Raw genomic sequence first — 19711 nt, 5'->3', positions numbered from 1 at the left:
TTATGAGAGGTATTTTTCCATCAATGCAGACAAATCAGCCGGATCCGGCATGACGTGTTTTGCATGATTTTCAGGATTCCAAATTTCTATTCGGGTTCCGTTTCCGGCAACTACAACTTCCTTTTCCAGACCTGCATAAGCCTGAAAAGTCTTGGGGATTAAAAGCCTTCCTGCACTATCCAGCTCCACATCGACTACCGTATTGAAAAATGCTCGCTGAAGAGCGCGCTGCTCAGGATTGTTAATGTTCAGGGATTTGATCTGATTCTCCAGCTTTTTGTATTCCACCATGGGGTACAGCGCCAAACATCGATCCTCTGCCATCCGAAGCATCAAAGCAGTCCCATTAGCCTCTGGAATCGCTGCCTTAATTTTTGCCGGCAGCGCCAGACGACCTTTCGGATCTAGCTTACAATCGTAATGGCTATTGAACATTTCTCCTTCGTGCTTTTTCGAGTTTTAAGTAAAAACAAAAGTAATAAAATGATTTTCACATTCTACCACTTTACCCCACTTTTTCCCACTTTTGACTAAAAGTAGCCAAAAGATTGATTCTACCCAATAGTTTTAAAAAAATTTATTGGATTTTTTACTTGGTTCTCAATTGCTTAGAATCAAGGCAAGGCAAAAAAAAATCCCTGATTTAACGTGGATTTCAGGGCTTTTGAGAAAGAAATGGATTTCAGGTAATAAGCTAAAAAAAGGATTTGAAAAAAAGTGGGAGATTTTCCCAAAAAATTCACCAAAAGTCACAAAAAAGCCCCGGTCATTGACCGAGGCTTTTTCAAATGCATCAACACACAAATTAATTATCTTTTTCTCTCTTTATTTTTTCAAGTTCGGCTTCGAGTGATTTTTTAAACTCCGCCATCTTTTCGGCATTTTCCTTTTCCCAGGCTTCCATTTTTTTTCGGAATTCCTCCATTTTCGGTTCGTTGGCTTCCTGCCATTCTTTCATTTTGGCCCGAAACTCCTCCATCCGAGGCTCTTGCTCTTCTTGCCAAGCTTTCATTTTTTCTTCCCACTCTTTCATTTTTGGAGCCATTTCGGCTTCCCACTCTTTCATTCGGGCCTGCTGACGCACTTGGAGTTCCGCCATTCGTTCCTTCCATTCGGCAGACCTTTCTGCCATTCGCTCGCTGAATTCCTTCATGCGCTCCTCATGCTTTTTCTGCCAATCTTTGCGTTCTTCGGCAGTCATTTTGGTAGTGTCTGAAAAGAAAAACACACCGGGTGATTCACCTTCAAACTCGAAAATAAAAGGTGCATCAGGGGGAAAGAAATCCATATCAAAATCCGGCATAAATTCTTCCGGGAAAGGAGGCATTGGCGGCATTGGTGCCATGGCGATCTCAGGAAAATCTTCAAAATCCACCGTCGGAATTTCATCCAGCTTCATCATTTTGCTGAAATTGTTCATCATTTTGCTGAAATTGAAGGTAGTGTCACCATTTACGATAAGCGTATCTCCATTAATCCGATATACAAAGGAATTATTGTTTCCACGCTGACGGATGACCACCTGGTTTCCATTTTCATCCGTCCATGCTTGATTCCCGTCTTCTTTACTGATGACGACGATTTTTTTCTTTTCCTCGGATGTCGTGTCCGATGGAATAGCAGCTTGCAGGGGAGCTATGCTGGAAAACGCCTCCAACATGGGATTTTCCAGAGCAATCTCGGGAAGGATTTCATTTAGGGACTCGTGGTCCACTTGCTGCGCTGCTGTAATCAAGCTCGCACTGATAATCAAAGACAAAATCATAGGAATAGTGATTATAGGGTTTTGTGGATAGTTTTGGGCTGGAAGTCCCAGCATTCTTCGGATTCGATTTAGGGTTGGATTTCTTTTTTTGGCTGCCGCCAAAGCCAGTTCGGGATTTTGTTCCTTCGTATAATTAAGCACTTCTGCCAATGCCTCTGCCAGCACCCGAGGCGCTACTCCACAGGAAATGGCCAAGTCATCCGTGGCATTTTCGCGAAGCTCCTTGACGGTCTGATTGACCCACCAAAAGCAAGGATGGTAGAAAAACACCACTTCCAGTATCGACTGAATCAGGTTAATCAGATAATCATTTCGCTTGATGTGGGCGAGTTCGTGCGCCAAAATAGCTTCCAAATGCATTGGCGAAAGCTGAAAAATCAAACCCGCCGGAATCAAAATCATCGGCTTAAATACACCCATGGCCAGGGGAGAAAGACCCTCGGCGGTGATTTTCAATTGCGGAATTTGAACCATCCCCATTTTAGAGGAAATATCCGAAACCAATTTTTGAAGTCCTTGATCTTTATTGGTTTGACTACTGAGCCGGAGATTTCTTACCGCTGACAAATTGGTAAACAAACGGACTAAAAATAGCACCGCCCCAAAAAACCAGACATTGACCAAAAAGGGCAATAAACTTTCTATCCTAGCGGTAAAATCCGAAAGCAGTGATGGGCTATCAGAAGCTCCCAATTGATTATTCCAATCGATCAAAACAGCCACCGGAGAAGCACTGCTCAGGGAGTTTAAATTCAATTCGTACCATAGCGTGCCCACACTTGTCAAAAATCCGACACCTAGACTTGCCAAGGCCAACTTGTATTTGAATTGCGGGGATTTGTGGGCAAAGATTTTCAATCCTCCCCAGAGCAATGCGGCTAGGACAATCCATTGCCAGACGGAATGCACTAAAGTCCAACCCAGGACCTGCAGCAAACTTTCAGGTAACCAGTCGTTCAATAAATTCATGATTTCTTTTGTTCTAAATCATCCAAAAACGCGCGAATTTCGTCCAGTTCCTCACGAGAAGGATTATCCTGACCCAAGGCCTGCATGACCAAATTTTTTGCAGAGCCTCCGAAAGCGGTGGTCATCAGATTTTTCAGCAGGGACTTTTGAGTGTCCCCTTTTTTGATCTTGGCCCGATAGATGTGAGATCGACTCTGATCATCTCTTTCCAGCAATCCTTTGGCATGCATGATTTGCATGATTTTCAAGGTCGTAGTGTAACCGGTCTCCTTAGTTTCAGCCAATCGCTCGTGGACTTGCCGGACACTGGCTTCTTTCATCTCCCAGAGGAGTGAAAGAATTTCTAATTCTGCTTCGGTGGGTTTATTCATAACGCATTATACGATAGCTTTCGTACAAAGTTATACGAAGCATATCGTAATTTCAAAAAAAGTACGATAATTATCGTATTAAAAAATCTTAAATGCCTGAATAACATCTTTTATGCATCACATTTATTCTATTTTATCCTTTTTGATGGAACTTTTCCTTAAAAACATCAGCCCTAAGGGGCCAGCTTCCGGCAATTTTAGCCAGCCAACCTCTCCTTTTTGGGATACACGCCAGAGGTTGTGGCTTTTTCATCAGTTTTAGTATCGCATCCGCACTTCTTCTACCCTTAGAACCTTTGAGGAGCCACTAAAAGACAAGGCTGCCTCATCCGAAAACTGAAGCTGCAAATCCAGCATAGGTGTATCCACCAAGTCAGGACAAAGAAATGATACTTCCACGCCATAATCTTTCAGCTCCTAAGGGATGACCATCGAAAATCCACGAACTGCAAACTTGGAGGCTGTAGCCAAATTCAAACCTGGAATTGGAGCCAAGCCCGCCAAAGAAGACATGGTAATAGTTATGTCCAAACTCTTGATTTTTCATCTGTTTATAATTTGTTTCTCAGAGGTCATATGGAATCTCGCAATTTTAATCATCCCGGTGTGTGACGGGTACGTCGTGCTCGATTTCATCCGATTATAATTTGTTTTTAGTGGTCGGATGGAATCTCGCAATTCTAATCATCCCGCTGTGTGTCGCTTTAGTCATGCTCGATTTCATCTCCTTACCTAGCAACGTACTGCCTAGCATACATGCCTTGGCATTGATGTTTAGATGAAAGTCAATCGAGGATAGATCAAAATCAGTCATAAAACCTGGTTGCAAAACGGCGGCAGCATGAATCAAAGGAGAAACCGGCTTATGCATTTCTTGAACAGAAATTTTCAGCGTGTGATTGCTCGGAGCGATCGATGAGAATCATAGAAAATCCTAAGCCCTGAAAATAGTTCGCAAGAGCTTTGCCGATGCCACTACCGGCACCAGTGATGAGGATTAGGGTTGGGTTCATAGTTGGGGTGATCAAAAATCAAGTTCGTAAAAAATATGAAAGTCCATTTTTCCTAGATAAAAAACCAAAAAACGTAAATGAAAACATTATATAATTCGTCAAAATAATTTTAAACATATTTTTATTTCATTTTTTACCTTTTTCTCAAAATTAAATATAAATTACTATCCTAAACCATCAACTTAAAACAAGATGAAGCATTTTAGAAATTTCACCAAGACCAAATGGTTCTTCCTCTTTGGTCTCGCATTATCAGTTTTTGCCTGTACGGATACGGAGCAGACGGTTAATTTGACGGATGCTGACTTGGCAGTAAACAACCAAGAGTCAGAGCTTATTCCGGGACGATACATTGTGGTATTGAATGAGAGTACCATTCAGTTTAGAAAAACCAAAGACTATGAAAGTGCCCAAGCGGGGATGAGAGTAGTAGCCAATGATTTTGCAGCCCGATATGATTTGGAAGAATCTCAAATTGATCGAGTTTATGGAAGTTTGATTTCTGGCTTTGCCGCTGAGCTTGATCAAGAACAGCTGCGAAGGATGGAAAGTGACCCAAAAGTCAGCTACATCGAACCAGACGGAATAGTCAGAAAATCTTCTACCACACAAAATCAAGCCACCTGGGGAATCGACCGGATCGATCAAACCAACCTCCCCCTTGATGGATCCTACACCTACAATGCCACAGGACAGGGAGTTACCGCTTACATTATTGACACAGGAATCCGTACCGATCACGTGGAATTTGGGGGGCGTGCTCAGCGAGGTTTTGATGCCTTTGGAGGAAACTCCGAAGACTGCGACGGGCATGGCACTCACGTGGCAGGAACAGTAGGGGGCACAGTTTTCGGCGTCGCCAAAAATGTCAATCTTGTAGCAGTACGAGTATTAGACTGCAATGGATCAGGGACATTCAGCGGAGTGATTGCTGGAATGGATTGGGTGGCAGCTAATGCCAACGGGCCATCTGTCGCTAATATGTCTCTGGGAGGCGGAGCAAGCACTTCGGTAAATGATGCCGTCACCAAAATGTACAATGCTGGGGTTCCAGTCATGGTCGCTGCGGGCAATTCAAATGCAAATGCATGCAATTACTCCCCTTCCAGTGCAGCCAACGCTTACACGGTGGGATCATCTACCAATACCGATGCACGGTCTAGTTTTTCTAATTATGGAAGCTGTGTGGATATTTTTGCACCAGGCAGCGGTATTACAGCCGCTTGGTACACCAGCACAACTAGTACCAATACTATCAGCGGTACTTCTATGGCTTCTCCTCATGTAGCTGGGGTAGCGGCTTTGTTTTTGGAAACCAATCCAAATGCAAGCGCCCAAGAAGTTTATGATTTTATCAGCACCACTTCTACCAAAGGAGTAGTGACCAACGCAAATTCTGCAAACAATCACTTGCTTTATTCGCTAGGCACCACCGATGGCGGAGGAGGAACTGATCCTCAACCAGACCCAGAACCGGAAAATCCTGCCTCAATCGATTTAGCTGCCAATGGATTTAAAGAAAAGGGTCGCTGGGGAACCAACCTCTCTTGGTCTGGAAACACCGGAAATGTGGACATCTACAGAAATGGAAGTAAAATCGCTACGGTATCCGGTACCAGTTATACCGACCAAACCAATAATCGTGGTGGCGGCACCCTCACTTATCGAGTATGTGAAGCAGGAACTTCGACTTGCTCTAATGAAGTGACGGTTAATTTCTAATTCCATTCAAAATTTCATTACAAGCCATCGGGAATTATCCTGATGGCTTTTTTATTTTTCAATTCTCGAACTATCCCCGGACCAAATTAGTTGTATAGACATAGATTCTACAAAGCTAAACCAACATAGATTTTATGAGCAAGCAAGCACTTTTATCTCCGCTAGTGATGGGAGATTTGAATTTACGAAATCGGGTATTTATGGCGCCCATGACCCGAAGTCGGGCAGATAATCCAGAAAATGCCCCTTATGACATACATGTCGACTACTACCAACAGCGGGCATCTGCTGGCTTGATTATCACTGAAGGATCGCAGATCTCAAAAAAAGCAGTCGGTTACATCAATACGCCAGGTATTTACTCAAAAGCCCAAGTTGAGGGTTGGAAAAAAGTAACCGAAGCTGTCCACGAAAAAGGAGGACATATTTTCATTCAACTTTGGCATGTGGGTCGGATTTCGCACCCTGACTTTCACAATGGTGAATTGCCCCATGCCCCTTCGGCAATTAATCCTAATTCCAAATCCTACACTCCGCAGGGGTTCAAAGAGACAGTCGCTCCGAAAGAAATGACCTTAGAAGAGATCAAGCAAACCATTGAAGATTTTAAAAATGGAGCTAAAAATGCGATGGAAGCTGGTTTTGACGGAGTGGAAATTCACTCTTCTAATGGCTATTTACTCCATCAATTTTTCAATAACTCTTCCAATCAGCGGAATGACCAATATGGGGGAAGTATCGAAAATAAGGCTCGAATTTTATTCGAAGTCATCGATGCAATCAAAGAAGTCATGCCCGAAAACCGCATTGGTTTACGTCTAAACCCATCACTTCACGGGGCTTTTGGAATGGAAGCCGATGAGGAGACCATCCCCACTTTTGATTATATCGTGAATAAACTCAATGAATACAATCTGGCTTATTTACATTTATCTGAGCCATTTACAGATGTTTCTGACGTAGCGTTTTTGGAATCCAATATCGCAAAACGCTACCGCCCGATGTATAAGGGAACGTTGATTATCAATAGCAATTTTGATCAGCAAAGCGGAAACCAAGTAATTGAAGACGGTTTAGCTGATGCAGTTGCGTTCGGAAAACCCTTCATCTCCAATCCAGACTTGCCGGAACGCTTTGCGCAAAATGCATCGTTGGCAGATTGGGACCAAGAAACCTTTTACACTCCCGGTGAAAAAGGATATACCGATTACCCGAGCCTCGAAGAGGCAAAAGTTGATTAATTCACCTCAAAGGCCGGTTTTTCCGGCCTTTATTTTATCTTTAAGCCATGTGCCTTGTAGCCTTTTCTTGGAAAGAACAATCTGACTATCCCTTAATCATCTCGGCCAATAGGGATGAGTTTTTTGAGCGGCCTACGGCAAAGGTGCATCAGTGGGAAACTGGATTTTTTGGTGGAAAAGACCTAAAAAGCGGAGGCACTTGGATGGGTTTTCATCCCAATGGGCGCTGGTCTCTGCTGACCAATTTTCGGGATTTCCGAAAAATGGGTTATGGTGAAATTAGTCGGGGCAAACTGGTGAAGGATTTTTTGGAGGACTCCATCGCTCCAAAGGATTATTTAAAGGAGATCGAAAAAGAAAACGATCGCTACGAAGGATTTAATCTACTCGTTTCAGATGGGCAAGACCTTTTCTATTTGAGTAATTTTGGAACCGGAATAAAAGAGGTTCAGCCTGGACTTTATGGCTTGAGCAATGGACTGATGGATGAGCCTTGGCCAAAAACCGAATTGGCAAAAAACCAACTTGAAAGGACTCTGGATACTGAATTTTCTCATGCAGCCCTGTTAGAAATCCTAAAGTCGAAAGAAACCTATCCTCTAGAAAAGCTTCCCAACACCGGAGCACCCAAAGATCTGGAAATCGCACTTTCTGCCCAACTCATTCGAGCCAATGGAAACTACGGGACACGCTCGGCAAGCTCGATAATTTGGAACAAATCGGGAGATATTTCTATTACTGAAAGAAGCTATGAATGGAACGAGCAAATCTTCAGCGACGCGCTTGAGCAATTTAAATTAGAAAAGAAATGAGCGAAAAAATTTTTGATGTCATTATCGTGGGCGGAGGTCCCATCGGACTCGCCTGTGGTGTGGAAGCCCAAAAAAACGGCTTGGATTATTTGATTTTGGAGAAAGGTGCTTTGACCAATTCCATTTACAATTATCCGATCAATATGCGATTTTTTTCCACTTCGGATCGCTTGGAAATGGCAGGGATTCCGTTTATGTCCATCGAAAATAAGCCTACCCGCACGGAGGCCTTAGAATATTACCGTCGCATTTATTCCCATTTTCAGCTTAAAGTCAATCTCTACGAAGGGGTAAAAACCTTGGAGAAATCTGGGGAAAATTTTCTGATCACCACAGAAAAAGGTAATTACCAAACCCGGAAAATCGTCCTGGCCACCGGTTTTTATGATTTGCCCAACTTAATGAATGTTCCCGGCGAAGATCTCCCCAAAGTGATGCATTATTATAAGGAGCCCTGGCCATTTATCGCCCAAAAAGTTTTAGTGGTCGGTGGGGCCAATTCGGCCGTGGATGCCGCATTGGAAACTTGGCGCAAAGGAGCTAAGGTAAGTATGGTTTTGCTCGGCGATGAAGTGGATGATAATGTAAAATACTGGGTTCGCCCTGACATCATGAACCGCATCAAGGAAGGAAGCATCAAGGCCTTTATCCGCTCCAAAGTCAAGGAAATCCGGGAAAAAGAAGTAGTCATCTCGACTCCCGAGGGTGAGGTCACGATCGAAAACGACTTTGTACTGGCCATGACGGGCTACAAACCCAATTTTGCACTTTTGGATCAGTTGGGCGTAGAATTGTCGCTGGACGAAAAGCGCCAGCCTTGCTACGACCAAGCCAATCAGGAATCCAATGTGCCCGGCGTTTATCTTGCAGGAGTGGTCTGCGGAGGATTGAATACACGGGAGTTTTTCATCGAAAACTCCATTGTGCATGCCGAGTCGATCATGGGAGATATTGCAAAAAAACTAAGCTAAATCACTCAATTCGAAGCTTTCCCCAATAGACCGTAAATTCTTCAGCTTCTTCTTCGGGATTGGGCTTTTTCATCCAATAAATATCGTCTCCAATTACTTTAAAGCTTCCGTAATGCATGGGAGGAAAGTCCACAGGAATAAGCTCCCCATCAGGCCGCAAGAGCATAATTCCAGCAGGAGTTTCATTTCTCAATTTAGTCATTGTTTCATTAGAGGCTTCACCATTCACAACCCTTGCAATAGCTGATTTGTCCTGAGGAGTCCCAGCGTAGCTAATCAGCAAATTGGGCCCATACGTTGTTAAATTAAGAATGCTGGAAGGAAATGGCCTTTTCTTAAAATCGGAAAACTTTCCAAGCTGAATAGAACCAGGCTCAAAACCCTCAGCTCGTTCAAAACCTTCAAGTTGTAGATCCTTTGACTCGACCAGTTGTGGCTGATCTCCGGACCAATCATAGGTATAAAGAATATTTTCACCTTGAAACATCAAATACAACTTTTCTTGCTTTTGATCATAATGAAAAATCGGTCTGAAATCCCGAAAATAGAAGACTTGTCCATTCCGAAATTGAGAGTCCTCAGGAAAAGAAATAAGTTTTTCTGTTTCATTGGTTTTCAGATTAGTCAGCAAGAGATTTTTTCTTTCTTTCAGAAACTCCGGATTGTATTCCCCATCGTATTCTTCGATGATATCTAATGAATAAAGCAAATATTCTTGGCCATTTTTCTCCATTAATTGTTCACTATCAAAAAGTGAAAATCCCCCAGCAAGACTAACTTGATTTTGGTAGATATTAAAATCCTGCACCACATCTCCATCCAATTCCAAGACTTTTAATCCATGCATGATATCCAGTACCACGGCACGACCTTCTCGGTCAAAGTGAAAGTTCCCAGAAGACATGGAAAACTTGCCTGGAACATCACCTTCCTTATTCCACTGATTCAAAAACGTTCCCTTTTCATCAAAAACATAAACTTCGGAAGATGCCAGATCTCTAAAAATGAAACGATTGTCTATCTTCCCCTGAAATAAAAATACAGTCGCCAAAATATCCTTGACAACAACAGAGTCAGTCTTTTCGAGCGTTACCTGAGGTGTGCGGAGATTCGTGTTTTCTTCTTTTTGTGAAGGTGAACAGGAAAAAATCAAAAAAAGGGCTGAAATAATCAATAGTAACTTCATAGAGTCCTGGATTTAAACGACTAACATACAAAATAATAATTAACATTTCTTGGGTAAAAAAGAAGTCTGTCAATTACTCCCCCACAAATTCCCTACCTTTGCAAAAGTTATGAAAAAGAAGCCCTTCAACGTCGTTTACGAAGACAATCATTTACTCGTGGTCAATAAAGCCGCGGGAATTCTGGTCCAAGGGGACAAAACCGGAGACAAAACGCTCACCGATTATTGCAAGGATTATATCGCCAAAAAATACGATAAGCCTGGAGCGGTTTTTTTGCATCCCGTACATCGATTGGATCGGCCGGTAAGCGGTTTGGTGGTTTTTGCCCGGACCAGCAAAGGCTTGGAGCGCATGATGGAGCTTTTCCGCAAGCGGGATATTCATAAGGTTTACTGGGCGGTGGTTAAAAAACGTCCTCAGGAGGAAATGGGCAAACTCACCCATTGGTTGACCAAAGACGAAAACAAAAACATCGTCACGGCGCATGAGCGAGAAGTACCGGGTTCACAAAAAGCCGAACTCAACTACAAGACTCTCGGCAAACTCAACGACCACTGGCTACTTGAGGTCCGGCCTGTCTCCGGTCGCCCGCATCAGATTCGCGTGCAATTAGCCTCGATGGGATGTCCGATCCGAGGAGATCTAAAGTATGGGTTTGCCAAGCCCAATCCCGACGCCAGCATCAATCTGCATGCTTTTAATTTGGTTTTTGTCCATCCAATCAAAAAGGAAAAGCTGTATTTACGGGCTGCACTTCTGGAAAATGAGTTTTGGGAGCAGTTTTTGGAATTTGAGGAAATCAAAGCCAAGGATCAGCATTTGGACAATACTTTCTCGGGATAATTTATTTTCTCCCCTAAAGCATGGAAAAGACAAAAATTACCCGCAATAGTACCACGTCGCAAAGGGTGTTTCTTGGAGCCTTTCACTAGAGACCTAGCCAAACAGAACACGAATAAAGCACAATTCATTTCTACTATATTTCGCAAAGCAACCATTTCTTCCTCATGAAAAACTTAATCGTCTTTTTCATCCTGATCGGTTTACTGGCATCCTGCACTTCCCAAAATAATCCCAAAACCCTATACATTGTCCGGCATGCCGAAAAGCAACTCGTAAATGATCCAGACCCTGAATTACTACAAGTGGGTCAGCTCCGAGCAAAAAAACTAGCCCAGATTCTCGAAAACCAAGAAATCAAGCATGTCTTTAGCACGGATTACAAGCGAACCCGATTGACTGTGCAGCCTACTGCTCAGCAAGCTAAAGTGGATATTCAGTTCTATGACCCCAGCAACCATGATTCGCTCGTGGAGCAATTGCGAAGCTTAGAAGGCAATATCCTGGTGGTCGGACATAGTAATACGGTTAGCCGACTAGCCAATTACTTTGTGGATGAGGGCGAAAAATTCAAAGATCTCCAAGACATCGAATATGATTTTATCTATGAGGTCCGCTTGGAGAAAAATGGTAGCTCCGTGGTGAGGAAGCTATATAAAGATTATTAAATTACCCAGACTTCTATCCCCTTCTCTTCCAGCTTCTCCCGGTAGATTTCAGGAATCCCCAAATCGGTGATAATAACATCGATATCCTCAAGTTCGCAAATTTTTCCAAAGCCTTTCTTCCCAAATTTCTGACTATCGGCCAGCACAATGGTCTTCTGCACCGACCGAATCATCTCGACATTTAAATGGGCTTCCATCATATTCGAAGTGGTCAAGCCATGCTCCAGACTGATCCCATCCACACTTAAGAAAAGCTTGCTGCAGGCAAAACTCTTCAGCATCTCTTCTGCAAAATATCCTACGGCCGAACTGCTGCTCTTTCGTACCACCCCTCCGAGTTGCACGAGTTCGAGCTCAGTGGTATCGATCAGTGCCAAGGCCACGTTCATCGCCGACGTCAGTACAGTAAGCGGATAATTTCTGGGGATTGCCTGTGCAAATGCCCCAACCGTCGTGCCCGAGCCAATGATGATCGCCTCATTCGGCTCCAAAAAATCCAAAGCTTTCTGTGCAATTTTTCTTTTTTCTTCCACCTGTTCCAACTTTTTGACTTGAACAGAGCGGTCCGACACATAAGGTGACACCGAAGTGGCACTTCCATGCGAACGAAAAAGTAAACCTTTATCTTCCAACAGCTTAAGATCCTTTCGTACGGTCACCATCGTGACATTCAGTTCCTTAGCCAAATCCGAAACGGTCACCATCCCCGTTTTGGCCAACTGATCTAAAATGTAACGATGTCGCTCTGCTAGGGTCATTCAGCTAGAATTTTTTTACTAAATTAAAAAAAGAAAGGAAAAGTGAAGAAAAAAATAAATATTCACTTTCTTTTTATTTCTTTTTACTTTCTTTTATTTCTATTTTTGATTCAAATGAATAGAGAAGAAAACTTAAAACAACTAGTTGACAGTTCTAAAACTTGGGATATTGCCGTGATCGGCGGAGGTTCTTCCGGCTTGGGAGTAGCCCTCGATGCAATTTCCAGAGGACTTTCAGTAATTCTTTTAGAAAAAGCGGATTTTGCCAAAGGTACCTCCAGCCGAAGTACCAAACTGGTCCATGGCGGCGTACGCTACCTAGCTCAGGGCGATGTAGGATTGGTATTCGAGGCTCTCAAAGAGCGAGGAAAACTACTCCAAAACGCTCCTCACCTTACCCAAAACCAACCCTTTATTATTCCGATTTTTTCCTGGTTTGATCGGGTTCAGTACAGCGTAGGTCTGAAAATCTACGATTGGATGGCCGGCAAATTAAGACTTGGGAAAAGCCGCTTTATATCAAAAGAAGAAACGATCAAACGTCTTCCCGCGGTAAAACAAAAAGGACTCAAAGGCGGGGTAGTCTATCACGACGGACAGTTTGACGACGCCAGGCTCGCCTTGGCCATCGCCCAAACTGCCGATGATGCAGGAGCTTGTATCCTCAATTATACAGCAGTAAAAGGATTGGTCAAAAACGAAAATGGGAAAGTCACCGGACTGAAAATTCGTGATGAACTCGATCGAAAGAACTATACCCTCAAGGCAAAAATGGTGGTCAACGCTACAGGAGTTTTTGCAGATAAAATCCTCCAAATGGATAAACCGGGATGTGACAAAATGATCCAGCCCAGTCAGGGAATCCACCTGGTGATGGACTTGGATTTTTTAGGAGGAAAAGATGCGCTAATGATCCCCAAAACTAAAGACGGCCGCGTCCTTTTTGCAGTTCCTTGGCATAACAAATTGGTTGTGGGTACCACGGATACCCTGCGAAAAAAAGCCAAATTGGAACCCGAAGCTCTGGAAAAAGAAATCGATTTTGTGCTCGAAACGGCGGCCGGCTACCTAACCAAGGCCCCGACAAGAGCGGATGTGAAAGCTGTTTTTGCCGGACTTCGCCCCTTAGCACGACCCAAAGAGGAAGGAGCAAAAACCAAAGAAATATCCCGGTCTCATAAGGTAATCGTCTCCGAAAGTAACCTAGTAACTCTGACTGGAGGGAAATGGACCACTTTCCGAAAAATGGGTGAAGACACGGTGAACTATTTTCAACAAATTACCGAAGCGTATCTTGCCCCCAGTGCATCACTTGATATGAAACTGCACGGACATACTACGAAGATCCCAACTGGGCATTGGGCCGGTTACGGTTCAGATGCAAAAGCGATCCAAGACTTGGCAAAAAGCCAGGCAGAATTAGCTGAAAAAATTCATCCGGATTTTCCCAATTTAATGGCAGAGGTAGTTTGGGCCGTAGAAAACGAAATGGCCGTTAAAGTAGAAGATGTGCTTTCACGACGAATCCGCATGCTGATTTTGGATGCACAAGCCGCTTTGGATTCAGCTGAGAAAATTGCAAAATTATTAGCTCACCTGCTCCAAAAAGATGAGGGATGGATTAAGCAAGAGCTGGAAGATTTTAGAAAAGTGGCCGAAAAGTATTTAATTAAAGGCTGAGTTACTTACAAGATTGAAAGTAGAGTAAGTCAAAACCATCAATTAACCCAAAAAATGACCCAAAGCAAACCCTACATCATGGCCCTCGACCAAGGAACAACGAGTTCGAGAGCCATTATTTTTGACAAAAAAGGCCAGATCGTTTCGGTCGCCCAAAAAGAGTTTAAGCAGCATTTTCCCAAACAAGGCTGGGTGGAGCATGATCCCGAAGAAATCTGGAAAACCCAATCTTCTGTGATGATTGAATGCATGGTAGATCAGGGGGTATCGGTTGATGAAATCGCCGCCATAGGCATCACCAATCAACGGGAAACCACTATCGTTTGGGATCGGAAAACCGGTAAACCACTTTTTAATGCCATCGTCTGGCAGGATCGTCGAACCGCTGATTTTTGCGATAGTTTAAAAGATAAAGGTCATGCGGAGCTTATTGCTTCCAAAACCGGCCTTATCATTGACGCTTACTTTTCGGGAACTAAAATCCGCTGGATTCTTGAAAACGTAGAAGGAGCCCGAGAAAAAGCAGAAGCTGGAGAATTGGCTTTTGGTACGGTAGATTCTTGGCTCATCTGGAAGCTAACTAAAGGGAAGCATCACCTGACCGATATCACCAATGCCAGTCGAACCATGCTTTTCAACATTCATACCCAAGCATGGGATGATGAACTCTGTGAGCTGTTGGAGATCCCAAAATCCATGCTTCCCGAAGTGAAAAGTTGCTCGGAAATATTTTGCGAAACAGCCGGAGATGTTTTGAGAAGCAGGATCCCCATCGCTGGAATTGCAGGAGATCAGCAAGCGGCACTTTTTGGGCAGTTTTGCACCGAACCTGGCATGGCTAAAACCACGTATGGAACTGGATGCTTTTTGGTGATGAATACCGGAAAAGAAGCCGTACGCTCAGAAAACAAACTCTTGACTACCATTGCATGGAAAATCGGAGATGAAATCAATTATGCCTTGGAGGGATCGGTTTTTATCGGTGGGGCAGCGATTCAATGGCTACGCGACGGCATCGAATTATTTGGGCATGCCAAAGAGTCCGAGAAGCTTGCCATGAGCCTACCGGATAATGAAGGGGTATATTTTGTGCCTGCATTAGCAGGGCTGGGAGCACCGCACTGGGATCAGGATGCACGAGGGGCATTTTTCGGCATAACTCGAGGTACGACCATTGCACATTTTACCCGGGCAGCATTGGAAGCCATCGCCTATCAAGTCTATGATGTGCTCAAAGCCATGGAAAAAGATGCTGGAAAAAAAACCAAAGAACTTCGTGTGGATGGTGGGGCTACTGCTAATAATTTTTTGATGCAGTTTCAATCCGACCTTCTGGAATGCGAAATCAAACGACCCCAAATCATCGAGACTACAGCCATCGGAGCGGCATTTCTGGCAGGCTTGGCCGTCGGGTTTTGGAAGGATCTAGACGAGATCAAAGCGCTTTGGAAAGCGGACAAAAGCTTTCAACCCCAAATGGAAGATGAAAAACGGGAAAATTTATTGCATTTTTGGCACAAAGCAGTCGAACGATCTAAAAACTGGGTAGAATAAAATGAATCCATACATAGCAGAAATAATTGGAACCGGACTGCTTATCCTTTTGGGTTCGGGAGTAGTTGCCAATGTCGTTTTGCCTCAAACCAAAGGAAATAATGGCGGTTGGCTAGTCATTACCACGGCATGGGCTTTGGCAGTTTTTACCGGCGTAGTCGTTGCTGGTCCCTACAGCGGAGCGCATTTAAATCCGGCAGTGACGGTAGGATTGGCTTTTGCTGGAAAATTTGACTGGGCCATGGCACCTGGATACATCGGTGCACAGGTTTTGGGAGCTGCCTTGGGTGCATTAATTTCCTATCTTCTGCATATCGACCATTTCAAAGCAACCTCAGACCCTGGAGAAATCGCGGCACCTTTCGGGACCAGTCCTGCCATCCGAAATTTGAAAAATAATTTCCTCTCCGAAGTGATCGGGACCTTTGTTTTGATTTTTGTCATCCTTTACATCACCGGAGCTGAAATCGCCGATGAAAACCAAACACCCATTGGACTTGGCTCCATTGGAGCGATTCCAGTAGCCTTTTTAGTATGGGTCATCGGCCTATCACTTGGCGGTACCACTGGATACGCCATCAATCCGGCTCGGGACTTAGGCCCTCGAATTATCCATCAAATCCTACCTATCAAAGGAAAAGGAGATTCAGATTGGGGCTATGCTTGGGTACCTATTTTCGGCCCGATTGTCGGGGCAGCTTTGGCTTCAGGATTGTATTTTATAGTTGGGTTTTAATTCAAAAGAGGCTCAGAATATTTTCCAATTCTGAGCTTTTTTTTCATGTGTTTGTAATTTTTTTTAGCGGTCACATGGAATCTCGCAGGGTTGAAAGTCATGCCTCTGTGTGTCGCTCGCGTCGTGCTCGATTTCACCTGGATTACTTTTTCCCTCTAGGTCTAAGTGGTCGGCACTCTACATCAGCCACAAAATAATTGGGGTGGGTCTCCAAGGTCTGAAGCATGGTCATCGCCACATCGATGGGTCGCATCATATTTTCATGGGCTTGCATGCCTTCGATATCATCAAAGAAATTGGTCTGAATCGAACCGGGATAGATCGTCGAAACTTTAATTCCAAAGTCCCGCAACTCCATGTATAGCGAATGCGAAATTCCCCGAACCGCGTGTTTGGTCCCCACATATCCGGCAAATTGATTCACTCCATTTAATCCAGCAATCGAGGCGACATTAAGAATATGGCCTTCGTCGGCTTTTTTCATCCCAGGAATCAATCGCTTCGTGGTGTAAAAAATCCCATGTACATTGGTATCAAACATGGCTTTCCAATCGGCAGTGGAAAAGGTCTCAGTCGCTCCAGCCACTCCAAATCCCGCATTATTCACCAAAATTCGGATATCTGAGCCTAACTTTTGAATCGTCTCTTGGTAAGCATCTTCCACGGATTCTTCTTGGGAAACATCACAGGTGAAGAAGTGGAAGTTTGGATGAGCCAATTCAGGTTTGGTTCTACCCCAACCAGCAACAACGACTTCTTTTTCCACCAATAATTTGACCAATTCCAAACCGATGCCTTTGCTGACTCCTGTGACTACTGCTATTTTATTTTTAAGTTCCATAGTAATTTTCTGTTTGCATTAAAAAGCTCAAAAATCCATTTTGGTTCGTTTATCTTCCTTTTTTATCGTCATCCAACTTTACTTCCCCTAAAATCCATAAATTGTATTTTACATTAGTACAAACCACCAACTTTCATCAAAATGAGAACTATTCTCCTTCTCCTGCTATTGCTGTCCTTTTCGGCAGTAGCTCAAAGCAATCTCCGCCCCAAAATTGACGAAAAAGCCAATGAAATAGAATCCAAAGTCATCGAGTGGCGAAGGGACTTTCATCAATACCCTGAGTTGGGAAATCAGGAAACACGAACCGCCAAAATCGTCGCAAATCACCTTCGTTCACTTGGTATGGAAGTCACCGAAAATGTCGCCGTCACAGGAGTAGTGGGCGTTTTGAAAGGCGGAAAACCTGGCCCAACCGTCGCCTTGCGGGCAGATATGGACGCTTTGCCCGTAACGGAACGAAATGACCTCCCTTTCAAATCCGTCAATACTGCCACTTATAATGGACAGCAAACCGGTGTTATGCATGCTTGCGGACATGATTCTCATGTGGCGATTTTGATGGGAGTAGCTGAAGTCATGGCCGGAATGAAAGAGGACCTCAAAGGATCCATCAAATTTATTTTCCAGCCTGCCGAGGAGGGAGTCTATGACGTGGATAGTTTTGGAGCGGAGTTGATGGTCAAAGAAGGCGTGATGGAAGATGTGGATGCTATTTTTGGATTGCATATTTGGTCGCAAATGGAGGCAGGGAAAATCGGCTATCGCTCAGGGCCATTTATGGCAGCTGTGGATAATCTAGAAGTGACCATATCCGGAACCCAGGCTCACGGTGCCTCCCCTTGGTCAAGTGTGGATCCTATTGTCACAGCTTCCCAGGCAGTAATGGGCCTGCAAACTATCCTTTCCAGAAATGTCAATATCACTGAAAACCCAGCTGTAGTCACTATTGGCGCAATCCACGGTGGAATCAGACATAACATTATCCCCGAGGAGGTCGAAATGATCGGAACCATCCGAACTTTCGGTGATGAACAGCAAGCACTAGTCCATCGTCGCATTTCAGAAGTCATTACAAACATTGCAGAAAGTGCTGGAGCAAAAGCTGATGTACGGATCGGAAAACTCTATCCCTCCACGGTAAATCCTCCGGAGCTCACCCAAAAAATCACCCCCTCCATGATCGCTGTGGCAGGACAAGAAAATGTCATTGCCATGCCGCCAGTCACCGGAGCGGAGGATTTCAGCTTTTTCCAACGGGAAAAACCCGGATTCTTTATCTTTCTGGGAGGAATGAAAAAAGGCGGTGATCCACTCAAAACCCCTTCTCATCACACGCCTGATTTCTTCATCGATGAAAGCGGGTTTGTTTTGGGAGTTCGTGCACTGAGCTATTTCGCAGTAGATTATATGGAAGGGTTGGATTAATACTGGGTATTCTCCAAGTACAATTTGAATGTGAAAGGTTTTTAAAAACCTTGCCTTTCCATGCTCATTGTCTATTTTTGCTCTAGACCTTCTCAACCGGGTTTTTGCCCTTTGCCATGCGGGTGAACTCCCGGTTGGTCTCTTTTATCGCCTATGTCCTTAGAAGTCTCTTTATTATGTAAAAATTACGGTTCCCAAAAAGCCTTGGATGAAGTCTCATTCACTGCCAAACCGGGGCGTATTTTGGGATTTCTGGGTCCAAACGGAGCAGGCAAATCCACCACGATGAAAATCATCACCGGCTATGTCCCCGCCGATGGTGGCCAAGTCAACGTTCTCGGAGAAGATGCCCTACTTCATCCCAAAAAAATAGCTCCTTTGATTGGCTATTTGCCGGAGAAAAATCCATTATACTCAGAGATGTATGTAAGGGAATTTTTGACTTTTGCAGGCGGAGTATATGGGCTATCCGGCGCTAAATTAAAAAGTCGTCTAGGGGAGATGCTTGAGAAAACCGGACTATGGCCGGAACAACACAAAAAAATCGGACAGCTCTCCAAGGGCTATCAGCAACGGGTTGGATTGGCCAAGGCACTCATTCACGATCCTAAAGTCGTGATTTTGGATGAGCCCACGACCGGACTCGACCCCAATCAGCTAGCCGATATCCGAAAACTCATCCAGGACGTAGCTCAGGACAAAACACTCATCCTCTCTACCCACATCATGCAGGAGGTCGAAGCCATCTGCAAGGATGTCGTCATCATCAATAAAGGCAAAATCCTAGCGGCAGATAGCTTAGAAAACCTTCAGACCACCAATCAAGAGATCCAATTAGTTTTGGAGACAGAGGAAGAATTAGACTTAGCTTGGTTTGAGCAGTTTGGGCAGGTTCACTATGGTCAAAAAGGAAAAAGAGAAATCCGAATCCAAGTTGAAAATGCGATTCAAGCCCGAAAAGCTATATTGACGCTCTTACAAGAGCGAGACCTAAGCTTGGTTAATCTCGGTCAATCAAGGAAAAACCTGGAAGAATTATTTAGAGAAATCACCAAATGAAATCGAGCATGATGTGGCCATCACACACGGGGATGATTAGTTGCGAGATTCCATCTGATGGCTAAAAAACAAATTATAAACAGATGAAATCGAGCA

The 19711-nt window shown here is 44.0% G+C and carries 19 protein-coding genes; 11 read left to right on the top strand and 8 right to left on the bottom strand.

What is annotated here, in order from left to right:
• The 5 genes from mraZ to Q0L00_RS19710 form a co-directional block, all read right to left on the bottom strand.
• Entirely contained in the window at nt 1-435 is a 435-nt protein-coding gene (gene mraZ / locus Q0L00_RS13760) for a division/cell wall cluster transcriptional repressor MraZ (protein ID WP_297337461.1), read from the bottom strand.
• 370 nt (nt 436-805) lie between these two features.
• Nucleotides 806-2734 (bottom strand): M56 family metallopeptidase, encoded by a 1929-nt coding sequence (locus Q0L00_RS13755; protein WP_297337460.1) that lies wholly within the window; start codon nt 2732-2734, stop codon nt 806-808.
• Nucleotides 2731-3105 (bottom strand): BlaI/MecI/CopY family transcriptional regulator, encoded by a 375-nt coding sequence (locus Q0L00_RS13750; RefSeq protein WP_297337459.1) that lies wholly within the window; start codon nt 3103-3105, stop codon nt 2731-2733. Before Q0L00_RS13750 ends, Q0L00_RS13755 begins: the two co-directional genes overlap by 4 nt.
• Before the next feature lie 258 nt (nt 3106-3363).
• The gene (locus tag Q0L00_RS13745) at nt 3364-3504 is read right to left on the bottom strand and encodes a hypothetical protein (protein WP_297337458.1); all 141 of its coding nucleotides are present in this window, start codon (nt 3502-3504) and stop codon (nt 3364-3366) included.
• 464 nt (nt 3505-3968) lie between these two features.
• On the bottom strand, nt 3969-4118 hold the full coding sequence (locus tag Q0L00_RS19710; protein WP_363318549.1) for an SDR family NAD(P)-dependent oxidoreductase: 150 nt from the start codon (nt 4116-4118) through the stop codon (nt 3969-3971).
• Nucleotides 4119-4310: 192 nt separating this feature from the next.
• On the opposite strand from Q0L00_RS19710, the gene Q0L00_RS13740 reads away from it, so the two are divergent.
• The 4 genes from Q0L00_RS13740 (at nt 4311) to Q0L00_RS13725 (ending at nt 8864) form a co-directional block, all read left to right on the top strand.
• A complete protein-coding gene (locus tag Q0L00_RS13740; protein ID WP_297337457.1) occupies nt 4311-5840 on the top strand; it encodes a S8 family peptidase in 1530 nt (509 codons plus the stop codon).
• A gap of 134 nt (nt 5841-5974) precedes the next feature.
• A complete protein-coding gene (locus Q0L00_RS13735) occupies nt 5975-7081 on the top strand; it encodes an alkene reductase (protein ID WP_297337456.1) in 1107 nt (368 codons plus the stop codon).
• A 47-nt stretch (nt 7082-7128) separates the two neighbouring features.
• Nucleotides 7129-7893: an NRDE family protein gene (locus Q0L00_RS13730; protein WP_297337455.1), complete on the top strand. Its 765-nt coding sequence runs from the start codon at nt 7129-7131 to the stop codon at nt 7891-7893.
• Complete coding sequence (locus Q0L00_RS13725) at nt 7890-8864, top strand: YpdA family putative bacillithiol disulfide reductase (protein WP_297337454.1); 975 nt, start codon at nt 7890-7892, stop codon at nt 8862-8864. The genes Q0L00_RS13730 and Q0L00_RS13725 overlap by 4 nt, the downstream gene beginning before the upstream one ends.
• 1 nt (nt 8865) lies before the next feature.
• On the opposite strand, the gene Q0L00_RS13720 is transcribed toward Q0L00_RS13725, so the two are convergent.
• Complete coding sequence (locus Q0L00_RS13720; RefSeq protein WP_297337453.1) at nt 8866-10050, bottom strand: 6-bladed beta-propeller; 1185 nt, start codon at nt 10048-10050, stop codon at nt 8866-8868.
• Between the two features lie 109 nt (nt 10051-10159).
• Here Q0L00_RS13720 and Q0L00_RS13715 point away from each other — a divergent pair, with 109 nt between their 5' ends.
• Nucleotides 10160-10894, top strand: a complete 735-nt coding sequence (locus Q0L00_RS13715; protein ID WP_297337452.1) for an RluA family pseudouridine synthase — start codon at nt 10160-10162, stop codon at nt 10892-10894.
• 164 nt (nt 10895-11058) lie between these two features.
• Nucleotides 11059-11559 (top strand): phosphoglycerate mutase family protein, encoded by a 501-nt coding sequence (locus tag Q0L00_RS13710; protein WP_297337451.1) that lies wholly within the window; start codon nt 11059-11061, stop codon nt 11557-11559.
• On the opposite strand, the gene Q0L00_RS13705 is transcribed toward Q0L00_RS13710, so the two are convergent.
• Nucleotides 11556-12317, bottom strand: a complete 762-nt coding sequence (locus Q0L00_RS13705) for a DeoR/GlpR family DNA-binding transcription regulator (protein WP_297337450.1) — start codon at nt 12315-12317, stop codon at nt 11556-11558. The genes Q0L00_RS13710 and Q0L00_RS13705 overlap by 4 nt on opposite strands.
• A 114-nt stretch (nt 12318-12431) precedes the next feature.
• Here Q0L00_RS13705 and Q0L00_RS13700 point away from each other — a divergent pair, with 114 nt between their 5' ends.
• From Q0L00_RS13700 to Q0L00_RS13690, 3 genes are read left to right on the top strand one after another with little or no spacing between them, the layout of a single operon-like run.
• Nucleotides 12432-13997, top strand: coding sequence for a glycerol-3-phosphate dehydrogenase/oxidase (locus Q0L00_RS13700; protein WP_297337449.1), 1566 nt, complete (start codon nt 12432-12434; stop codon nt 13995-13997).
• A gap of 54 nt (nt 13998-14051) precedes the next feature.
• Complete coding sequence (gene glpK, locus Q0L00_RS13695) at nt 14052-15551, top strand: glycerol kinase GlpK (RefSeq protein WP_297337448.1); 1500 nt, start codon at nt 14052-14054, stop codon at nt 15549-15551.
• Between the two features lies 1 nt (nt 15552).
• On the top strand, nt 15553-16287 hold the full coding sequence (locus Q0L00_RS13690; protein ID WP_297337447.1) for an MIP/aquaporin family protein: 735 nt from the start codon (nt 15553-15555) through the stop codon (nt 16285-16287).
• A gap of 142 nt (nt 16288-16429) precedes the next feature.
• Here Q0L00_RS13690 and Q0L00_RS13685 read toward each other — a convergent pair whose 3' ends face one another.
• Complete coding sequence (locus Q0L00_RS13685) at nt 16430-17128, bottom strand: SDR family NAD(P)-dependent oxidoreductase (RefSeq protein WP_297337446.1); 699 nt, start codon at nt 17126-17128, stop codon at nt 16430-16432.
• A gap of 141 nt (nt 17129-17269) precedes the next feature.
• Between Q0L00_RS13685 and Q0L00_RS13680 the strand changes: the two genes are divergently transcribed.
• Together Q0L00_RS13680 and gldA are read left to right on the top strand one after the other, a co-directional pair.
• A complete protein-coding gene (locus tag Q0L00_RS13680) occupies nt 17270-18556 on the top strand; it encodes an amidohydrolase (RefSeq protein ID WP_297337445.1) in 1287 nt (428 codons plus the stop codon).
• Nucleotides 18557-18709: 153 nt separating this feature from the next.
• Entirely contained in the window at nt 18710-19615 is a 906-nt protein-coding gene (gene gldA / locus Q0L00_RS13675; RefSeq protein WP_297337444.1) for a gliding motility-associated ABC transporter ATP-binding subunit GldA, read from the top strand.
• Nucleotides 19616-19711: the final 96 nt, after the last annotated feature.

This window comes from Algoriphagus sp., from assembly GCF_024305035.1.
Classification (GTDB): domain Bacteria; phylum Bacteroidota; class Bacteroidia; order Cytophagales; family Cyclobacteriaceae; genus Algoriphagus.
This window is presented reverse-complemented; position numbering and strand designations above follow the sequence as displayed.

Bases quoted from the DNA above. Each gene is read 5' to 3' on its own strand.
- mraZ (WP_297337461.1), bottom strand. From the start codon at position 435: ATGTTCAATAGCCATTACGATTGTAAGCTAGATCCGAAAGGTCGTCTG.
- Q0L00_RS13755 (WP_297337460.1), bottom strand. From the start codon at position 2,734: ATGAATTTATTGAACGACTGGTTACCTGAAAGTTTGCTGCAGGTCCTG.
- Q0L00_RS13750 (WP_297337459.1), bottom strand. From the start codon at position 3,105: ATGAATAAACCCACCGAAGCAGAATTAGAAATTCTTTCACTCCTCTGG.
- Q0L00_RS19710 (WP_363318549.1), bottom strand. From the start codon at position 4,118: ATGAACCCAACCCTAATCCTCATCACTGGTGCCGGTAGTGGCATCGGC.
- Q0L00_RS13740 (WP_297337457.1), top strand. From the start codon at position 4,311: ATGAAGCATTTTAGAAATTTCACCAAGACCAAATGGTTCTTCCTCTTT.
- Q0L00_RS13735 (WP_297337456.1), top strand. From the start codon at position 5,975: ATGAGCAAGCAAGCACTTTTATCTCCGCTAGTGATGGGAGATTTGAAT.
- Q0L00_RS13730 (WP_297337455.1), top strand. From the start codon at position 7,129: ATGTGCCTTGTAGCCTTTTCTTGGAAAGAACAATCTGACTATCCCTTA.
- Q0L00_RS13725 (WP_297337454.1), top strand. From the start codon at position 7,890: ATGAGCGAAAAAATTTTTGATGTCATTATCGTGGGCGGAGGTCCCATC.
- Q0L00_RS13720 (WP_297337453.1), bottom strand. From the start codon at position 10,050: ATGAAGTTACTATTGATTATTTCAGCCCTTTTTTTGATTTTTTCCTGT.
- Q0L00_RS13715 (WP_297337452.1), top strand. From the start codon at position 10,160: ATGAAAAAGAAGCCCTTCAACGTCGTTTACGAAGACAATCATTTACTC.
- Q0L00_RS13710 (WP_297337451.1), top strand. From the start codon at position 11,059: ATGAAAAACTTAATCGTCTTTTTCATCCTGATCGGTTTACTGGCATCC.
- Q0L00_RS13705 (WP_297337450.1), bottom strand. From the start codon at position 12,317: ATGACCCTAGCAGAGCGACATCGTTACATTTTAGATCAGTTGGCCAAA.
- Q0L00_RS13700 (WP_297337449.1), top strand. From the start codon at position 12,432: ATGAATAGAGAAGAAAACTTAAAACAACTAGTTGACAGTTCTAAAACT.
- glpK (WP_297337448.1), top strand. From the start codon at position 14,052: ATGACCCAAAGCAAACCCTACATCATGGCCCTCGACCAAGGAACAACG.
- Q0L00_RS13690 (WP_297337447.1), top strand. From the start codon at position 15,553: ATGAATCCATACATAGCAGAAATAATTGGAACCGGACTGCTTATCCTT.
- Q0L00_RS13685 (WP_297337446.1), bottom strand. From the start codon at position 17,128: ATGGAACTTAAAAATAAAATAGCAGTAGTCACAGGAGTCAGCAAAGGC.
- Q0L00_RS13680 (WP_297337445.1), top strand. From the start codon at position 17,270: ATGAGAACTATTCTCCTTCTCCTGCTATTGCTGTCCTTTTCGGCAGTA.
- gldA (WP_297337444.1), top strand. From the start codon at position 18,710: ATGTCCTTAGAAGTCTCTTTATTATGTAAAAATTACGGTTCCCAAAAA.